This window comes from Methylocystis sp. ATCC 49242 (genome assembly GCF_000188155.2).
GTDB lineage: Bacteria > Pseudomonadota > Alphaproteobacteria > Rhizobiales > Beijerinckiaceae > Methylocystis.
In genome coordinates this window covers 3,563,834-3,580,181 of the sequence record NZ_KE124774.1, presented here as the reverse complement: position 1 = coordinate 3,580,181, position 16,348 = coordinate 3,563,834, and the positions used below count along the sequence as shown (strand labels likewise).

General features: G+C 62.6%; 17 protein-coding genes. 11 read left to right on the top strand and 6 right to left on the bottom strand.

The genetic code is table 11. The features are described 5' to 3' along the window. Positions 1 to 9: 9 nt before the first annotated feature. The 8 genes from MET49242_RS19650 to MET49242_RS19615 all read left to right on the top strand — a co-directional run bounded on the left by MET49242_RS19650 (position 10) and on the right by MET49242_RS19615 (position 8,766). Positions 10 to 1,245 (top strand): ABC transporter substrate-binding protein, encoded by a 1,236-nt coding sequence (locus tag MET49242_RS19650; RefSeq protein WP_036285527.1) that lies wholly within the window; start codon positions 10 to 12, stop codon positions 1,243 to 1,245. Continuing rightward, positions 1,242 to 2,075 (top strand): ABC transporter permease subunit, encoded by an 834-nt coding sequence (locus MET49242_RS19645; RefSeq protein WP_036285525.1) that lies wholly within the window; start codon positions 1,242 to 1,244, stop codon positions 2,073 to 2,075. Before MET49242_RS19650 ends, MET49242_RS19645 begins: the two co-directional genes overlap by 4 nt. Before the next feature lie 25 nt (positions 2,076 to 2,100). Beyond that, entirely contained in the window at positions 2,101 to 2,652 is a 552-nt protein-coding gene (locus MET49242_RS19640) for an OsmC family protein (protein ID WP_036285523.1), read from the top strand. A gap of 2 nt (positions 2,653 to 2,654) precedes the next feature. Further along, entirely contained in the window at positions 2,655 to 3,797 is a 1,143-nt protein-coding gene (locus MET49242_RS19635) for an acyl-CoA dehydrogenase family protein (protein ID WP_144259711.1), read from the top strand. A 165-nt stretch (positions 3,798 to 3,962) separates the two neighbouring features. Then, the gene (locus tag MET49242_RS19630; protein WP_036285521.1) at positions 3,963 to 4,910 is read left to right on the top strand and encodes a family 2A encapsulin nanocompartment shell protein; all 948 of its coding nucleotides are present in this window, start codon (positions 3,963 to 3,965) and stop codon (positions 4,908 to 4,910) included. A gap of 83 nt (positions 4,911 to 4,993) precedes the next feature. Beyond that, positions 4,994 to 7,240: a family 2A encapsulin nanocompartment cargo protein cysteine desulfurase gene (locus MET49242_RS19625; RefSeq protein ID WP_084679231.1), complete on the top strand. Its 2,247-nt coding sequence runs from the start codon at positions 4,994 to 4,996 to the stop codon at positions 7,238 to 7,240. A gap of 118 nt (positions 7,241 to 7,358) precedes the next feature. Beyond that, the gene (gene epsC / locus MET49242_RS19620) at positions 7,359 to 8,297 is read left to right on the top strand and encodes a serine O-acetyltransferase EpsC (protein WP_051134555.1); all 939 of its coding nucleotides are present in this window, start codon (positions 7,359 to 7,361) and stop codon (positions 8,295 to 8,297) included. A 214-nt stretch (positions 8,298 to 8,511) separates the two neighbouring features. Further along, a complete protein-coding gene (locus MET49242_RS19615) occupies positions 8,512 to 8,766 on the top strand; it encodes a hypothetical protein (protein ID WP_144259710.1) in 255 nt (84 codons plus the stop codon). Between the two features lie 254 nt (positions 8,767 to 9,020). Here the strand turns inward: MET49242_RS19615 and MET49242_RS19610 are convergent, their stop codons facing one another. From MET49242_RS19610 to MET49242_RS19605, 3 genes are all read right to left on the bottom strand, one after another. After that, on the bottom strand, positions 9,021 to 9,833 hold the full coding sequence (locus tag MET49242_RS19610) for an IS5 family transposase (RefSeq protein ID WP_036279258.1): 813 nt from the start codon (positions 9,831 to 9,833) through the stop codon (positions 9,021 to 9,023). A 459-nt stretch (positions 9,834 to 10,292) separates the two neighbouring features. Further along, entirely contained in the window at positions 10,293 to 10,505 is a 213-nt protein-coding gene (locus MET49242_RS25260; RefSeq protein WP_144259709.1) for a hypothetical protein, read from the bottom strand. A 156-nt stretch (positions 10,506 to 10,661) separates the two neighbouring features. After that, positions 10,662 to 11,219 (bottom strand): L,D-transpeptidase, encoded by a 558-nt coding sequence (locus MET49242_RS19605; protein WP_036285515.1) that lies wholly within the window; start codon positions 11,217 to 11,219, stop codon positions 10,662 to 10,664. 638 nt (positions 11,220 to 11,857) lie between these two features. Here MET49242_RS19605 and MET49242_RS19600 point away from each other — a divergent pair. Next, positions 11,858 to 12,208: a hypothetical protein gene (locus MET49242_RS19600; protein WP_036285513.1), complete on the top strand. Its 351-nt coding sequence runs from the start codon at positions 11,858 to 11,860 to the stop codon at positions 12,206 to 12,208. Positions 12,209 to 12,456: 248 nt separating this feature from the next. Then, positions 12,457 to 12,948 (top strand): hypothetical protein, encoded by a 492-nt coding sequence (locus MET49242_RS25255; RefSeq protein WP_144259708.1) that lies wholly within the window; start codon positions 12,457 to 12,459, stop codon positions 12,946 to 12,948. Between the two features lie 208 nt (positions 12,949 to 13,156). Here MET49242_RS25255 and MET49242_RS19590 read toward each other — a convergent pair whose 3' ends face one another. After that, positions 13,157 to 14,656, bottom strand: a complete 1,500-nt coding sequence (locus MET49242_RS19590) for an ATP-binding protein (protein WP_244430856.1) — start codon at positions 14,654 to 14,656, stop codon at positions 13,157 to 13,159. On the opposite strand from MET49242_RS19590, the gene MET49242_RS19585 reads away from it, so the two are divergent. After that, positions 14,655 to 15,287 carry a response regulator transcription factor gene (locus tag MET49242_RS19585; protein ID WP_036285509.1) on the top strand — a complete coding sequence of 211 codons (633 nt, stop codon included), beginning with the start codon at positions 14,655 to 14,657 and terminating at the stop codon, positions 15,285 to 15,287. The genes MET49242_RS19590 and MET49242_RS19585 overlap by 2 nt on opposite strands. 9 nt (positions 15,288 to 15,296) lie before the next feature. Here the strand turns inward: MET49242_RS19585 and MET49242_RS19580 are convergent, their stop codons facing one another. Further along, positions 15,297 to 15,812 (bottom strand): hypothetical protein, encoded by a 516-nt coding sequence (locus tag MET49242_RS19580; RefSeq protein WP_036285507.1) that lies wholly within the window; start codon positions 15,810 to 15,812, stop codon positions 15,297 to 15,299. Between the two features lies 1 nt (position 15,813). Continuing rightward, on the bottom strand, positions 15,814 to 16,338 hold the full coding sequence (locus MET49242_RS19575; protein ID WP_036285504.1) for an SRPBCC family protein: 525 nt from the start codon (positions 16,336 to 16,338) through the stop codon (positions 15,814 to 15,816). Positions 16,339 to 16,348: the final 10 nt, after the last annotated feature.

Sequence of the window (16,348 nt, the reverse complement as noted above, 5' to 3'; positions counted from 1 at the left end):
AGAAGCGACATGTGCAAGCTTTGCGATGATTATGGAGTGAGTTACGCGGGCGCCGCGAGCGTTTCGCGCCGGCATGTTCTCGACCAGCTCGCCATGGGCGGAATGGCGGCCCTGCTCGCCGCGACGCCAAGGAAATCATGGGCTGAAGAAGTCGACGATGACGTCGTGCGCATCGGCTATCTGCCGATCACCGACGCGACGCCCCTGCTGGTCGCGCACGCCAAAGGATATTTCGACGAGGAGGGACTGAAGGTCGCAAAGCCCACGCTCATTCGCGGTTGGGCGCCCCTTATCGAGGGCTTTTCCGCCGGCAAATTCAATCTCGTGCATCTGCTGAAACCGACGGCGCTCTGGCTGCGTTACAATAACAATGTCCCCGTCAGGATCGTCGCTTGGGCGCACACCAACGGGTCGGCGCTCGTCGTTCAGGGCGACAGCGAGATAAGGACATTCTCCGACCTCGGCGGAAAGCAGCTCGCCGTTCCCTTCTGGTATTCGATGCATAATATCGTGCTGCAATATGCGCTGCGGAAGAGCGGGCTGACGCCGGTCATCAAGCAGCAGGGCGCGCCGCTCGGCGCGAAGGAAGTCAATCTGCAAATCCTGCAGCCGCCGGACATGCCGCCGGCGCTCGCGGCCAAAAAGATCGACGGCTACATCGTCGCCGAGCCTTTCGACGCATTGGGCGAACTCAACGCTGGCGGACGCGTGCTGCGCTTCACCGGCGACATCTGGAAGAATCATCCGTGCTGCGTTGTCTCGATGCTGCAGCCGCTCATCGAGAAGAAGCCGGAATGGGCGCAGAAAGTCCTCAACGCCATCGTGCGCGCGGAAGTCTATTCCTCGCAGCACAAGGAAGAGGTCGCGCAGCTTCTGTCGCGCGACGGCGCGGGCTATCTGCCGGTTCCGGCGAATGTCGTGCAAAGGGCCATGACAGCCTACTCCGACGATCCTTCCTACAGGAACAGCGGCGTTATCCGCCACGCCGACTGGCGCAACGGCAGGATCGACTTCCAGCCCTGGCCCTATCCTTCCGCGACCCGACTCATCGTTTCGCTGCTCAAGGAAACGAAGCTCGAGGGTGACCGCGCTTTTCTCGACAAGCTCGATCCCGACTTCGTCGCAAAGGATCTCGTGGATTACACTTTCGTGAAAAAGGCCATCGAACGCCATCCGGAGTGGAGGCGCGACCGGAGCGTCAGCGGCGCAGATCCATACGATCGCAAGGAGATTCTTTCGGTATGACCGAGGCTCTGACGATCGTGCGGGTCCGCAGCCCGAATATTGCGGCGCGCTTTCCCACGATGAAGAAGCGCGTCAAAAACATCCTGATCGACTTGAGCGGCCTCGCGCTGCTCCTCGGCGTCTGGATCGTTTGTGGATGGCTCATCGAGAGGAATCCGGCCACAGCGGCATTTGCGGGATTTGCGCCCGTCCCCACATTGCGGCGCCTCTTCTCGATGATTCTCGACGGGGCGGCGCTTGCCGCCTGCCTGCCGAGTCTCGCGCGCATTTCCGGCGGGCTCGCCATTGCGATCTGTATGGGCGTCCCGATCGGCGTGCTCGTTGGACGGAAAGAGGTCTTTCGCAGAGCGACGCATCTGCCGTTTCAATTGCTCAGAATGGTGAGTCCGCTGGCGTGGATGCCGATCGCGATCCTCGTCTTTCCGACATGGAACGGCGCCATCGTCTTTCTCATCGTCGCCGCGTCAATATGGCCGATCATCTTCTCGACCGCGCATGGGTTGAAGAAGCTGGACCCCGACTGGTTCCGCCTCGCTCACAATCTCGGGGCCAGCAATTGGCGGATTCTGTCCGCTGTCATTGTCCCCGCGACGGCGCAGGACATGCTGACCGGCGTGCGCCTCGCGCTCGGCGTCGCATGGATCGTTCTCGTCCCGGCGGAATATCTCGGCGTCACGAGCGGCCTCGGCTATGCGATCAACGATGCGCGCGACACGCTCGAATACGACCGTCTCGCCGCGACCGTCGTCATCATAGGCGTGATCGGATTTCTTCTCGACAGCGTCCTTCTCGCGATGATCTCGCGCGTCTCCTGGACGCATCATGACTAACGCAGAAACCAAGGATAGATTGGACATGCCCACAGACGCCCCGGTTTTGACTTCGTGCCTCGCGCCCATCAGCAAGGAGGGGCTGGACGCGCTCATTGCTTCCGGTAAAAAGAATCCCGCTGCGATCAAGACGGTCAAATGCCGCACAATCGCGGAAGGCCGCTTCCGCCACCTCAATTTCATTCGCAACTTGCCGCCACATGTCGTCGACGAGCCTCCGGTTTTGCTCGGCGACGACACGGCGCCCAATCCATCAGAGGCTCTGCTCGCCGCGCTCGGCTCCTGTCTCGCTGTCGGCATACACGCCAATGCGGTCGCGCAGAATATTGTGATCCATTCGCTCGCCCTCAATCTCGAGGCCGACATCAACATCACATCGGTATGGGGAACCGGCGACATCTCGCCCAAGCCCGTTGGCTTCGATGCGATCCGCGTCACCGTCGAACTCGACGCGGACGCGCCGCGCGAAACACTCGATGCGCTGATCGCTCATGCGAAGAGATGGTCGCCCGTCGCCAACACCATCGCCAAGCCGGTCACGCTCGTCGTGGCGAGCGCGGAAAATAGCGGAGCATAGCAATGAACCTCGTGGCAACGTCGTTGCGGCCCATCGCGCCGCCAGAGAAAGGTGCGCTCGAACGCATTCGTGAAATCGCCGAGAGGGATCTTCGCCCCGTCGTCCCGTGGATAGACGAAAAGGGCTTCTATCCTTTGAACGTGCTGAAAAAACTTGGCGAGGCCGGCGCATTCTCGCAGCATCATTCCGGTTTTGGCGAAAGCGACGCCGTCGACGTCGGCCTGGCCATTCGCGCCATGAGCATCGTCGCGGAGGAATGCCTCTCGACGGCCTTCTGCACATGGTGCCATGACGCGTTCGGCTGGTATTTGCAGAACACGGAAAATTCCTCGCTGCGGGAGACATTGCAGGCGGCCGCCGCTCGCGGCGCCGTCATCGGCGGAACGGGTCTTTCCAATCCGATGAAGACCTTGTCCGGCATAGAAACGATGAAACTGCGCGGCGAAAGAGTCGCGGGCGGCTATCGCGTCAACGGCCTGTTGCCCTGGGTGTCCAACATCGAGGACGGCCATTATTTCGGCGTCTGTTTCGACGCCGACGCGCAGGGCGCGCGCAGAATCGCTGCCCTCGCGCAGCTCGGCGTCAATGGCGTGTTTGGCCGCAAGGGCGCGGCGTTTATCGCGCTCGAAGGCACGGCGACGCGCGCCGTCGCCTTCAAGGACGCGTTCGTGCCGGACGACTTCGTCCTTTCGGAATCGCTGCCTGATTTTGCCAAACGCATCAGGGCGGGCTTCATCCTGCTTCAAACGGGGATGGCGGTTGGGCTGGCGCGAAATTGCGCGCGCCTCATGCGCGAATTAACCGCGCGCAGCCAGCTGCTCAACGCCTACCTGTCGGTTGGCCCCGTCGAAATCGAGGATCGGCTCGAGGAGCTGGAGCATGAGGTCATGCTGCTGGCGGATACGCCTTTCGAGGAAGACGGGGAATATGTCGAGCGGGTGCTTCGCGCGCGGCTCGCAGGATCAAGCCTTGCGCTCGCGGCGAGCGAAGCGCTGATGCTGCATGCGGGCGCCCGCGCCTATATCAAGGGTTCGGTCTACAGCAGGCGGCTGCGGGAGAGCTATTTCATCGCGATCGTCACTCCCGCGACGAAACATCTTCTCATGGATCTTGCCGCCATAAAACGCGCGTCGCGCTCGCAATAGCGCCGGCCGGACGACAAGCGCCCCGGCGCGTCGCGCCACTCGTGATCCCCCTGATCGTGTGAATTCCCGAAGGCAGCGTCCTTCGCGCATTGACAGGAAAAAGCCGATCTGGTTTATAAAGTCTATTAAAAAGATAAACTAGATGTCGCCCTTGAGGAAATCAGTATGACGACAGAACCCGAATTCCGGCGAACGCTCAGCGAATCGGCTGCCCGACAGCTGGCGAACGCCACCAAGACCCGGCCGCAGTGGTCGGGGATAACCCCACGCTGGCTCGTGTCCTTCCTGCCGTGGGTGCCGGTCGAGGCGGGCATCTATCGCCTCAACCGGGTCAAGGAGGCCTCCGCCCTCACCGACGCCGACGTGCAGTGCAGCCCGGCGCGCGACCGCGACGCGGACCTGCCCGAGACCTTCGTCGATTACGAGGACGCGCCGCGCGAATATTCGATGAATGCGGTGACGACGGTGCTCGACGTGCAGACGCGTGTATCGGACCTCTACAACCACCCCTACGACCAGATTCAGGAGCAGGTGCGCCTCCTCACCGAGAAGGTGAAGGAGAAGCAGGAGGCCGAGCTGATCAACAATGCGGAATATGGCTTCCTCGCCAACGCCGCTCCCTCGATGAAGATCAGGACGCGCGGCGGCGCGCCGACGCCGGACGATCTCGACGAGCTGATTTCGAAGGTCTGGAAAGAGCCGGCTTTCTTCCTTGCGCATCCGCGCGCCATCGCGGCCTTCGGGCGCGAATGCACCCGCCGCGGCGTGCCGCCGCCGACGGTGACGCTGTTCGGCTCGCCCTTCCTCACCTGGCGCGGCCTGCCATTGGTGCCGAGCGACAAGCTCTATGTCGACGAGAACGGCAAAACCAACATCCTCTTGCTGCGCACGGGCGAGAAGAAACAGGGCGTCATCGGCCTGTTCCAGCCGGGCGTGCCGGGCGAGGTGGCGCCGAGCCTTTCGGTTCGGTTCATGGGCATCAACCGCAAGGCGATCGGCTCCTATCTCATTTCGCTCTACTGCTCGGCCGCTGTGCTGACACATGACGCCCTCGGCGTGCTCGAGGATGTCGATGTCGGCAAATACCACCGCTACGACGACAAATATGTCTGACCGGCGCTTACCCTTCTGACCAGCGATTTCAGGGCCGGCGGCCACGCGCCGCCGGTCCGCGACCGAAAAAGGAACACGCGATCATGGCGCCCGCCCCCGCCGCCCAATCGTCCCACGGCTCCGTCGCCGACCTGCCTATCGAGGGTCCAGTCGTCCCGGAAGCCGCGCCGCTGCTTCTCGATCCAGACATGATCGCGCGTCTCGCCAACGCCTTCTTCCATGCGCCGCCCGGTCAGTCCTTCGCCGCGCCGCTTCCCTTCGCGCCTCCCGCGGCGACCCCGAACCTGCCGGACGCGCCGGCGCCTTCCGTCGTCACCACGGCGGCGCCCGTCGTTCCCGCGCGGCCGCCCTATGGCCCGCCGGATGTGCCGCAAACGACGATCCCGTCTGTCGTTCCGACGCCGAATATCCCGGCGCCATCCGCGCCGTCGGGACTGCAATCCTCGACCCATCCGCTGGGATTCGAGAATATTCCGCAGCCCGGCGCTTCGCTGGGCGGCGCGGCGACGCCGGCGGAGATCGACTACAGCCTCCTGCCGCGCCTGCTGGCGGACGAGCTGTCGCTCGCGCCGCGCGGTCACGCCGACGCGCCTGGCGTCGTTTCCGACGTCGGCTCCCTCCCCGGCGGGAGCGTCCCGGCGCACAACAACAATCTCTATTTCCTGCACGAGCGCGCGCCGGCGCAAGGTTTCGAGGCGCCCGCGGCCGCCTATCCGGCGCAGACGCCCGCCCTCGCGCCGTTCGAACCGGACGCCCCGACGCTGTCGGCCTCTCCTGGCGCTATCCCCGGCGCCAGCCCTTCTCCCCTCCCCGGCGAGTCGCCGGAAAGCTTCATTCTCCCCGGTCCCTCCGCGGCCGATCCGCATCGCCTGTCCGACTCGGCGTCGCTCGCGACGCCCGTCATTCCCGGCGGCGTGCAATTCCCCGGCGGCGCGGATCGCTATGCGGCGCCTGGCGCGGCCGGCCCCGCCGCCAGCGACGCGCTCTATTTCGCCGCTCACGAGGGCGGACATCAGGGCGCGGCCGGGACTCTTCCCGCGCAGCCAAACGAGCGGGCGCCGTCATATGCGCCGCAGCTCGCGAGCGTCGAGCCGGCGCCGCAGATCTTCGACCCTTATCGCGTCAAGCGCGACTTCCCTATCCTTCAGCAGCAGGTGCACGGCAAGCCGCTCGTCTGGCTCGACAACGCCGCGACGACGCAGAAGCCGCAGTCGGTCATCGACCGGCTGACGCATTTCTACGAATATGAAAACTCCAACATCCATCGCGCCGCTCACGCGCTCGCCGCGCGCGCGACCGATGCCTATGAGGCCGCGCGCGAGAAGGTGCGTCGCTTTCTGAAGGCCCCCGACGCAGAAAACATAATTTTCGTGCGCGGCGCGACGGAAGGGATCAATCTCGTCGCGCAGGCCTGGGGCCGCCGCAATGTGACGGAGGGAGACGAGATCGTCGTCTCTTGGCTGGAGCATCACGCCAATATCGTGCCCTGGCAGCAGCTCTGCGCGGAGATGGGCGCGCGGCTGCGCGTGGCGCCGGTGGACGACCGCGGCCAGATCATTCTCGAAGAATATGAGAAGCTCATCAATCTGCGAACGCGCATCGTCGCGGTGACGCATGTCTCCAACGCGCTCGGCACGGTGACGCCGGCGCGCGAGATCACGGCCATCGCGCATCGCCACGGCGCGCGCGTATTGATCGACGGCGCTCAATCGGTTTCGCACATGCCGGTAGACGTGCTGTCCATCGACTGCGACTTCTTCGTCTTCTCCGGCCACAAGGTTTTCGGGCCGACAGGCATTGGCGTTGTCTACGGCAAGAAGGAAGTTCTGGAGCACATGCCGCCGTGGCAGGGCGGCGGCAACATGATCGCCGACGTGACCTTCGAGCGCACGGTCTATCAGGGCCCGCCGGAGCGTTTCGAGGCCGGCACCGGCAATATCGCCGACGCCGTCGGGCTCGGCGCCGCGATCGACTATGTCGAGTCGATCGGCATGGAGGTCATCGCGCGCTACGAGCATGAGCTGCTCGTCTACGCGACCGAGAAGCTGCGCGCGGTGCCGGGCCTGACCCTGATCGGCACGGCGCCCGAGAAAGCCTCGGTGCTGTCCTTCGTGCTTCAGGGCCATGAGCCGGGCGACGTCGGCAAGGCGCTCGACCGCGAGGGAATCGCCGTGCGCGCGGGACATCACTGCGCGCAGCCAATCCTGCGTCGCTACGGTCTCGAGGCGACGGTGCGCCCGTCGCTCGCCTTCTACAACACCTGCGTCGACGTCGACGCGCTCGCAGCCGCCCTGCTGCGGCTGCAGAGCGGACAGGCGCGCGCGATCTAGACCCCAGGCGGCGGGCCGAGCGCAACAGAAGGCCGCGGGCTTGCCGATGACCCCGCGGCCTTCGAACCAGCGACGGACTCAGGCAGTCCAACGAATGGATGACAGGAAGAGGCCAAGCGTGACCCAACTGCTCGAACTGCCGCCGACCGCCGGCCGCGCGCTCGATATCAACGGCGTCGTCGCCGAACTTGGAAAGATCCGCGCGAGCTTCCAGAAACACAAATATGGCGCAGGCCGCCTGCCCGAACTACCCTCGCGCGAAGCGGCGACGGAAATCATCAGCCGGCTCGTCGCCGTTCTGTATCCCCGACATTTCGGCCCGCCCGGGCTGAGGGCCGAAGATCTCGACCTTTTCCTGACGAAGTCGCTGGAGGCGACCTCCCGACTGCTGCGCGAGCAGGCGCTCCGGGAGCTTTTGCTTTTGCCCGACGGCCTCGATAACGATCCGGAGAAGCGCAGCGCCCAGATCACCCATGTCTTCATCGAAAGCCTGCCGGGAATACGGGCGCTGCTCGACACGGATATTCGCGCGGCCTTCGAAGGCGATCCTGCCGCGAAAAGCTATGACGAGATCGTCTTCTGCTATCCCGGCGTCGCAGCGATCATCCGGCACCGCCTCGCGCATCTGCTCTACCGCCTCGGCGTTCCTCTCCTCGCGCGCATCATTGCCGAATCCGCGCATTCTGAGACGGGCATCGACATCCATCCCGGCGCGGAGATCGGGGAAGGCTTTTTCATCGATCACGGCACGGGCGTCGTCATCGGCGAGACAGCCGTCATTGGGCGGCGCGTCCGGCTCTACCAGGCCGTCACATTGGGCGCGAAGCGCTTCGAGATCGACGAGAACGGCGCCTTGGCCAAGGGCGGCGCGCGGCATCCGATCATCGAGGACGAGGTCACGATCTACGCCGGCGCCACCGTGCTCGGCCGCATCACCATCGGCCGCGGCTCCTCGATCGGCGGCAATGTGTGGCTCACCCACAGCGTGCCGCCGGGAAGCAACGTCACGCAGGCCAAGGCGCGCACGGAAGCCTTTTTCGACGGCGGCGGAATCTAGCCCAGTCGTGGAGGCGCGTCCTTCTTCCGACGGGCGCTCACGATACGCAGGGAACGTTAGAAATGAGAAAAGGCTTCGGCATCCGCGAAATAGTCGTCCTCGCCTGTTTCCTCAGGCCGTCAGCGCAGAGGAAATTCTTCGCGGACGGCGCGATCTTCGAGGGTATGCAGCAACAGTGAAATCAGGGGCGGCGCTGTCGCGGGAGGCATTCGACATGTCGCATCGACCGACCCCGCCCCTCGTCCGCGCCATCGTTCTGGCGACCGCGTTGGCCGAGTTGCTCTTCTGGCTCGGCGTTACGAGCGGCCCGCGCGGCGGGCCGATGCTCTTCGACTTCATATTCATATGGCTCGTCATCCCCTCGCTCGTCTTCTGCGCGCTGGAGCAGGAGATACCCCTTGGCGCAGGACTCGCCGCGGCGGCGTTCGTTCTGAACCTCGGACTTTCGCTTCGGTTGGCCGCGCAATGATGAGGTGCGCACGAGGTCACCCATTGCAGCATGGAATGAATCATCTGAAACGCTTGAACCTGCCGATGAGAAATTCGGTCTTGAGGTAGCGGGACGCGGGAGCGCTATTGTCCCGACCTCAATCCATTCTAGAAGCTCTTCTCGAAACTCGGGGCGCGGTTACGCAAAGTCGCCGAGCATAGTGTCGACGCTCTTTGGGACAGGATTGGCGACCTGATCGAAGAGTTCTTTCCCCAAGATTGCGCTAGAGGGTGTTATGCACCTTGGATCATGAAATCTGCTGCGCGCTTGAGCATGAGACATGCGAAGGCGACGACGTGGAGTCCTGCGAGGGTCTGAGCATAGCGCTCGTAGTCTTTGACGAGCCGCCTGCATCGCGTCGCCCAGGCGAATGAACGCTCGACCACCCAGCGCTTGGGCAGCAACACGAAGCCTTTTTTGGCCTCGGCGAGTTTGACGACGCAAAGCTCGGCGCCCTGCGCCTTTGCGGCCTCGGACGCCTTTTCGCCGGTGTAGCCCTGATCGACATAAACGAGTTCGACGCTTTCGCCTGTCACATCCTGCACGGCTGCGATGAGCTTGCCGACCTCGGCGCGGTCATCGACATTCGCCGGCGTGACATGCAACGCCAGCAAATGGCCCAATGTGTCGACTGCCATGTGCAGCTTCGAGCCGCGCTTTCGCTTCGCGCCGTCATAGCCCGCTCGTGGGCCGCTCTCAGGGGTCGAGCGCAAGGTGCGGCTGTCGATGATCGCCGCCGTCGGCTCCGCCGCCCGCCCGGAAGCGACGCGCAACTGGGCGCGCAGATCCTGCGCAAGCGCCTCGAACACGCCCGCCGACAGCCAGCGCTGCGATTGCTGATACACGGCGAACCATGGCGGCAGATCGTTGGGCATGGCGCGCCAGGCGATGCCGTAGCGCAGCACGTAACGCAGGCCGTTGAACAGCTCGCGCAGCGAATGTTGACGCTGCGGCGCGCCTTCGTCCATGAGCGTCAGATAAGGCGCAACCAGCGACCATTCTTCGTCGCTGACGTCAGACGGATAAGGTTTGCGAATCGGAGACATCCGATTCTACTAAGACAATCAATCACCAAAGTACATAACACCCTCTAGGTTCTTCGCCGCCGCCGGATACGAGCGGTTTTGATAGGAGACCGCTTGTCTGGTTCGTGACAAGCGACGAAAATCACCCGATGTCGACATTCATCCTAATCAAATGATAACTCGCGTCCACGGTGTTGAATCAGCAGCGGCGTCGCCCTCAGGGCCTGCGCGGACAAAAAATCCATGGCGGTAGGGCAGGACGGCGACGGAGCCATGTTCCCCGGCTGCATCCCCATCAGCATTCGACGCGTTTTCTAGGACTTCGCGCCAAACGAAAGTCGACGTGGCTACGGATTCCCCCGAGGGAAAAGTTCTTCCTCGCCCCATTGGGGGCTTTAACCTGCCCATGGCGGAATATTGGGTAGTCATGACGCGTAAGGGTGGAGTGCGACGGCGTGAGCTCGAAGTCGACGCTATGCTTCAAGTCCAGCGGTTCACAGATGCGGAGCGCCGAGAAGCCGCCGTCGGTTTTCCGGCCGCGGGTCCACATTCATGCCCATCGCCCCTTGCGGTGATGAACAGCAGGACGGGGATGACTGGGATGACGATCACGAGAATTAAGACCGTAGTCAGGCCGAGTTTTCCGACCCGTGTTGCAGGCAGGCGATCGTCGTAAGCGATTTCACCCTTCATGCAGGAATCGCCGCTCAGATTTGCGCGTCCGGCATGAAAAGACGGTCTGCCGATAATGACGAAGGCCGCCAGCGTTTCACTGACAGCCTTCGAACTGCGCGCCGGAGAAGTCAGGAGGGGACGGTCGGCGCGTCGGTTCCTCGGACGAAATGCGCCTCAGGGCTGCATGATGACCGTCGCGCCGACGCTCACGCGGTCGAAGAGATCCGCGACGTCTTCATTGCGCATGCGGATGCAGCCATAAGAGGCGGCCGTTCCGATCGAGGCGCGCATCTTGTTCGTCGTGCCGTGGATGGCGACCTCGCCGCGATCGAGCAGCATGGCGCGCGTCCCCATCGGGTTATTCGGCGCGCCGCCGGGAATGAGGTCGGGCAGTTCCGGATGGTCGGCCTTCACCGCCGCCGGGGGCGTCCAGTCCGGATTGACGTGCTTGGAGCTGATAGAGGTGACGCCCGACCAGTCCTTGCCGCGCTTCGGCACGGCGACAGGATAGCTGATGGCGACGCCATTGCCGACGACATAGAACAGCCGGCGCTGGCTGGCGCTGATGACGATCGCGCCGGGCTCCACGTCCGTCGCGAATTCGACGACAGCGCCGCCCGGGGCCGTGGCTCGGCTCTGGGAGACATTGGCGGCGGCGGGCGTCGCGGCCATCGTGGAGCCGATCATGATCGCCAGGGCTGCGCCGGCGACGAATTTGCGAAGATTGATCATTGTCCCCTCCAGGAAATTGCGTCGTTCGATGGAGGGAAGGTAGCGACGCGAGACAGGCGCGCCTGTGCGGCTACACACGTGCTGGTCAGCAGAGTGCGATCGATGCTCGCCCGACGCTACGCTATAAAGGTCGTAATGGCAGAGCTTGGCGGGACCGGCCAGGAAAACGCCCCTCACTGTAGCCTCACAACGCGCAACGCCGTAGATCGCTCACGGCCGCAAGCCAGTCCATGACCCGGTCGCCGTTCCGCGCAGTCGCCATATGCCTGGTTCGGACGGCGGCTGGATGCCCGCCGAGGAGCGCATTTCCCTGCAACCCGACGCACGATCAAATCGTTCAAGTCAGTTGGGAAAGCTTTCCATAAGGCATTGATTCTTATTACCCATTTTTCGACGCAGTTGGGAAAAATCGTCAATGATTTCAACCGATTTACGCTGACTTTTAATCAGGGGGTCCTGGGTTCGAGCCCTAGCGCGCTCACCAACAAAATCAACGAGTTAGGTTGGTTTTTTGGCTGCTGATCCGAAGTAAATCCGAGCTGATGTATGCACTGACGTAACACTCGGAATTTTCGGAAGCCCTTCACAGCCCCTCGCGACGCGCATTCGGCGGACGATCAATCTCGAAAGGATTGACCATGGCCACGCCCAAAGCCGTCCCTCCCCCCGGCGCGTCCCTCGCCGCCCGCCGTCCCCTTCTCACGCCCGCCGGCGCATTCGATCGCGCCGCCATCATGTCCGACGCCCATCGTCAGCTTCGCCTTATGGCGTCGCACGGCTGGAGCAGGTCGCGCTGTCTCGCCTTCTCATGGGCGCGGGCGAAGGCGCAGCGCGGCGGCGTTCCGTCGCTCGTCATGGACGGCGGCGAAAGCTTCGTGGAGAAGGCCGTGCAGAAACTGCGCGCTGTCCGTCAGACAATGTGCAGCCAGCCGGCGGGCGACGGCCGCGCGGCTAAGCCCGCGAGCCGGCCGCCGTCACCTGAAAAGTAGCTTACCGATCATGCCGACGACGGCGAGCGACGTCACTGAGTGAGTTTGATCCTGAACGGCGGCGCGTAGGTCAGGTTGACCCTGTTTGCGACCTGATAGAACGCGGCCTTGTTCACAAGCGACACCAGACACCTGAGCTGTCCCGACGCTGAATCGAAACGATATTGATAGATGCGCCGCTCGCGCATTGAACGGCGCACGATTTGCGCCGCACGGCGGCGAAATCTTTGCAGTCACTTGGCGGCGGCGTGTATATCGTCGAAAAGCGGTTGAATCACATCTCGGGCAGCTTTCGAGGCATTGTCGGGGTGTATCAGCGTCACGAATATCTGAGCGAGCGGCGCCAGGCGTTTGCGATGCTGTCGGCGCAATTTGAATCGTTGACCGGCGCGAATGGCTTGGCGCTCCTGTTGCGCGCCTCACGGGCAGGACGAAGGACGACGATTGACAGAGAGAGAGAGAGAGAGAGAGAGAGACGAACGAGCGGCCGCATGAAGCAGCGTCGAATAAACCGCCGCACGCCACCGAGCCGCGACAATCCGCGCTGGCGGAACTGGGCGCGCCTGAAGAATTTTCCCAAGGTCGCGGAACCGCTGGAGCAAAATCGCGTCGGTCAACGAACGCGGCGCCCAAGCTGGATTATTCCAGTAATGACGTGCGCCCTCGTCGAATCACCGCGACGCGACTCAAAGCCACGCCGCCCGCGAAACGGCACGCTTTCATATCGTCTAAGACTTTAGACGATTCGTAGCGTGTGATTTCCATACCGACTCACGCTTCAACGCTCATCGGGCGCGACCAAGTCATGACTATTTCCTCCTAAATCGAGGCCACAGATGACGCCACTTGACAACGCAGCAATCGACCGCGCCTAACACAGCCAGAAAATTTACCTCGCGAGCATGCCAAAAATTCCCGAGCGATGCATCCACTGACGGCGGAGTCGAGCTAATCGCCACCCAACTCCTCTTCATCTCGGATCGGGAGCGAAACGATAACCCTGGTGCCGTCTCCCGCGCGACGCTCCACCTTCATCGATCCGCCGAGCCCTCGCACGCGTTCTCGCATGCCGAGCAGGCCCATTCCCGAGCGATGCTCTTCTGCAATCCCGATCCCATTGTCCTCGATGACCAATGTCAGTGTCGGAACCTCTTCTACTTCGCCCCCTCCCGTGTCGCAGACCAAATCCCACCCGAACGTCACTGAGACCTCAGCCCAATTCGCCTTGGCGTGCCGAAAAATATTCGTGACGCTCTCCTGAATGACCCTGTACGCAGTCAGGGCGGTCGTTTCGTCGAGCGATGATAAGTCGTGAGGCGAGACCAGCCGCAATTCAACCTCTGGATGACCCAGCGACCAAGAGGCAAAGAGACTTTTAAGCGCCGATTCGAGCCCAAGTTCTGTCAGGCCCTTCGGCCGCAAGCGCTCCAACAGGCCACGAAACAAAGACTGAAGCGCTTCGCTGGCGCGGTCCACAATTGTGCTGATCTGCCTCAGCCTTTCGGGATCTGGCGCCGTATGCGCCACTGCTTCTTGCAGCGAGGCCGCCGCCGCGCGGATTGAAAAGAGACAGGGGCCCGCCTCATCGTGAAGATCTTGCGCGATTTCCTTGCGCTCGCTGTCCTGGATCTCGATGAGCTCATTGACGAGATCGCGGTTCTCCTGTCGCACGCGGTCGAGCGTCGTCGCTAACGAATTGAGTGCGTTTGAAATGCTGCGAAACTCCGACGCGCCGCGGGGGGCAATCCGGATCCCACTTTTTCCCGCTTCGAGGTCGGCGAGGCCGGCTTGCAACGCGCCAAAAGGCGTCAAGGAATAGCGGACAAGGAGAAGCACGAGAGCGATGATCGCGAGCGTCACAACAAGGCTGATTGACGCAAGCCACGTCATGTCGGACCAGATCTCCTCCAATTCGTCGAGTGGATTGGAAATGATCGCCACGTTGCCGTAATCGCTTTCATGGACGCGGATCGGCACAAGGATGACCCGTGGCGGGGGCACGTCGACCAGCTTGACGAACCAGATTGGTGGATCGGCGTCGGAGGCGTGATCTCCCGCTGACCAATGCGCCGGCGGGGCTTCTCCACGATCGAGTATCTTGATGTCGACGTGGCGCAAGCTGCCGAGGTTTGCATAAAGTCTGCGCAGAGTCGGCGTTGGGTTCCCGGCGTTGGGAAGACTTGCAATAGTTGTCAGGACGAATTCCCGAGCAAGACGGAGATTACTTCCCGCCTCGGCGCGAACGCGCGGCCCTGCGTGCATCAATTGGATCCCGAGATTGATCAGCAGGGTGGCGAGAAGAACCATGCCAATCAGCCAGCTCAGCCCCGCTTTCAGAGAAATCATCGTTTGCCGCCCGGGAAAGAATGGCTGCGAAGCCACAAGATCATTGACACCGCGCACGCTTTTCACAACAAAGATCGAGGTCCACAACAAGAAAATCGTCATGCGCGTTCTTATCGTCGACGACCATCCGATGGTGATCGAAGGCTGCCGAGGCATGCTCTCGGGGCAGAAGGACATCGAAGTGTCCGAAGCTCACAACGCCGACGAGGCCCTCGAAAAATTCGCCTCGCTCGCGCCGGATGTAATCGTTCTCGACATCAACCTTCCCGGGGTCTCCGGCTTCGAGCTGCTGCGCCTTCTGTTGAAGCGAAACTCCAACGCAAAGATCATCGTTTTCACGATGAATGACGATCCGGTCTTCGCGGCGCGCGCGATCGAACGTGGCGCGCGAGGCTATCTGGCGAAGAGCGAGGACCCCAAGGCCTTCATCAAGGCGATCCGATCCGTCGGCGCCGGAGAACGCTATCTCTCCGGCAATCTGGCGCTCAAGCTTGCCTTTGGAGATCAGAGCCTGACCAGGAATCCACTCGACGCGCTCAACAGCCGGGAAATAGAAATCCTCCGCAATCTCGCCAATGGCAAAGATATGGCTGAGATCGCGTATATTCTGAAAATCTCCTACAAGACTGTCGCGAACAACTGCGTCCTGCTGAAGCGCAAGCTTGGCGCCAGGTCGAAGGCCGATCTTTTGCGCATCGCCGTCGAAAACAAGGTCGCGATGCGGTTGGTCTAGATCATTCCATTATCTGAATTGCTTTTGCGTTTTGTAGCGCTCGGCAAGCACGCTTAAAGCCCCCTCCCGTGTCGCGCCTTTGTGACGCAGATTGTAATAGTGCTGGCAAAGCTCGCCATAGGTCTGCGTCTGCCCCGCGGCTTTCGCGATATCGGCGAGTTCGTAAAGGATGCCGGCGTAATCCTCCGCTCGCCCGTCCTCGGCGAGCATCTTGCCAATTTGCGCCGTTCTGTTGGCGAGCATGCGGTGGGATTCGAGGAAATGCGCGCGCGCCGCCACGATCGCCTCGCGCATCTTGTCGACGGCTGGATCGCTCTCCGCAAGCTCGCGGCCGGCTTCCCGGCTCGCGAGCCAAAGCGCAGGATCGACATGCTCGTTGGCGCGCAGCCAAATCGCGCTGCTTTTCTCGTCCTGCGTCTCGATCACGTCGTTCGTCTCATGCGCACGTTCCTCCTTGCCGCAAGCGACGCAGAGGAAGCACGCAACGAGCGCAACTCCGGCTTTCGAGACGCGAAGCAGCCTCATGCTACTTGCCTTCGATCTTCTTCTTCAGGCCCTCCAGCCCGTTGTGAAGATAGGCCGCCATCGCCGTGCGCGCCGCATCGTCATTGAGATTGTCCGGCGGCTCGTTGCTCGTATCGCCGCGATAGAGACGGCCGTACCACTTCACCTGACTGCCGCCGCCTGCGGCCGGTTCGACAGAGAAGGAAAGCGAATAGGAACTCGCAGGCATCGCGTCGAGATTGGGGTCGGACATGCGCCAGGCGAGCTTGTGCGCGGCAGCGTCATATTCGTCCAGACCCTCCTTCAGCGCGCCGCCCTTCTTGAGTGTCACCTCGCGCTCCGCGCCCGCGGCGTCGCCGCCTGTGGCCTTCACCGACTGGACGTCTGGATGCCAGACGGCGAGTCCGTCGAATTTGCCCGCGACCGCCCACACGGCCTTGGGGTCGGCGGCAATGACGATCGTCTCGTCGACCTTGATGGGCGTTGGCCCATGCGCCAGGGCCGGCGCAGCGAACAGGAAGGCCATCAGCGACAACGCCTTTTTCATTTGATACTCC

What these genes read in the sequence shown, in the direction of transcription:
- MET49242_RS19625 (WP_084679231.1), top strand. Translation starts at nt 4,994, where the DNA reads ATGGCGCCCGCCCCCGCCGCCCAATCGTCCCACGGCTCCGTCGCCGAC.
- MET49242_RS19580 (WP_036285507.1), bottom strand. Translation starts at nt 15,812, where the DNA reads ATGAGGCTGCTTCGCGTCTCGAAAGCCGGAGTTGCGCTCGTTGCGTGC.
- MET49242_RS19575 (WP_036285504.1), bottom strand. Translation starts at nt 16,338, where the DNA reads ATGAAAAAGGCGTTGTCGCTGATGGCCTTCCTGTTCGCTGCGCCGGCC.
- MET49242_RS19605 (WP_036285515.1), bottom strand. Translation starts at nt 11,219, where the DNA reads ATGATCAATCTTCGCAAATTCGTCGCCGGCGCAGCCCTGGCGATCATG.
- MET49242_RS19635 (WP_144259711.1), top strand. Translation starts at nt 2,655, where the DNA reads ATGAACCTCGTGGCAACGTCGTTGCGGCCCATCGCGCCGCCAGAGAAA.
- MET49242_RS19590 (WP_244430856.1), bottom strand. Translation starts at nt 14,656, where the DNA reads ATGACGATTTTCTTGTTGTGGACCTCGATCTTTGTTGTGAAAAGCGTG.
- MET49242_RS19585 (WP_036285509.1), top strand. Translation starts at nt 14,655, where the DNA reads ATGCGCGTTCTTATCGTCGACGACCATCCGATGGTGATCGAAGGCTGC.
- MET49242_RS19610 (WP_036279258.1), bottom strand. Translation starts at nt 9,833, where the DNA reads ATGTCTCCGATTCGCAAACCTTATCCGTCTGACGTCAGCGACGAAGAA.
- MET49242_RS19640 (WP_036285523.1), top strand. Translation starts at nt 2,101, where the DNA reads ATGCCCACAGACGCCCCGGTTTTGACTTCGTGCCTCGCGCCCATCAGC.
- MET49242_RS19630 (WP_036285521.1), top strand. Translation starts at nt 3,963, where the DNA reads ATGACGACAGAACCCGAATTCCGGCGAACGCTCAGCGAATCGGCTGCC.
- MET49242_RS19650 (WP_036285527.1), top strand. Translation starts at nt 10, where the DNA reads ATGTGCAAGCTTTGCGATGATTATGGAGTGAGTTACGCGGGCGCCGCG.
- MET49242_RS25260 (WP_144259709.1), bottom strand. Translation starts at nt 10,505, where the DNA reads ATGAAGGGTGAAATCGCTTACGACGATCGCCTGCCTGCAACACGGGTC.
- MET49242_RS19645 (WP_036285525.1), top strand. Translation starts at nt 1,242, where the DNA reads ATGACCGAGGCTCTGACGATCGTGCGGGTCCGCAGCCCGAATATTGCG.
- MET49242_RS19600 (WP_036285513.1), top strand. Translation starts at nt 11,858, where the DNA reads ATGGCCACGCCCAAAGCCGTCCCTCCCCCCGGCGCGTCCCTCGCCGCC.
- MET49242_RS19615 (WP_144259710.1), top strand. Translation starts at nt 8,512, where the DNA reads ATGTCGCATCGACCGACCCCGCCCCTCGTCCGCGCCATCGTTCTGGCG.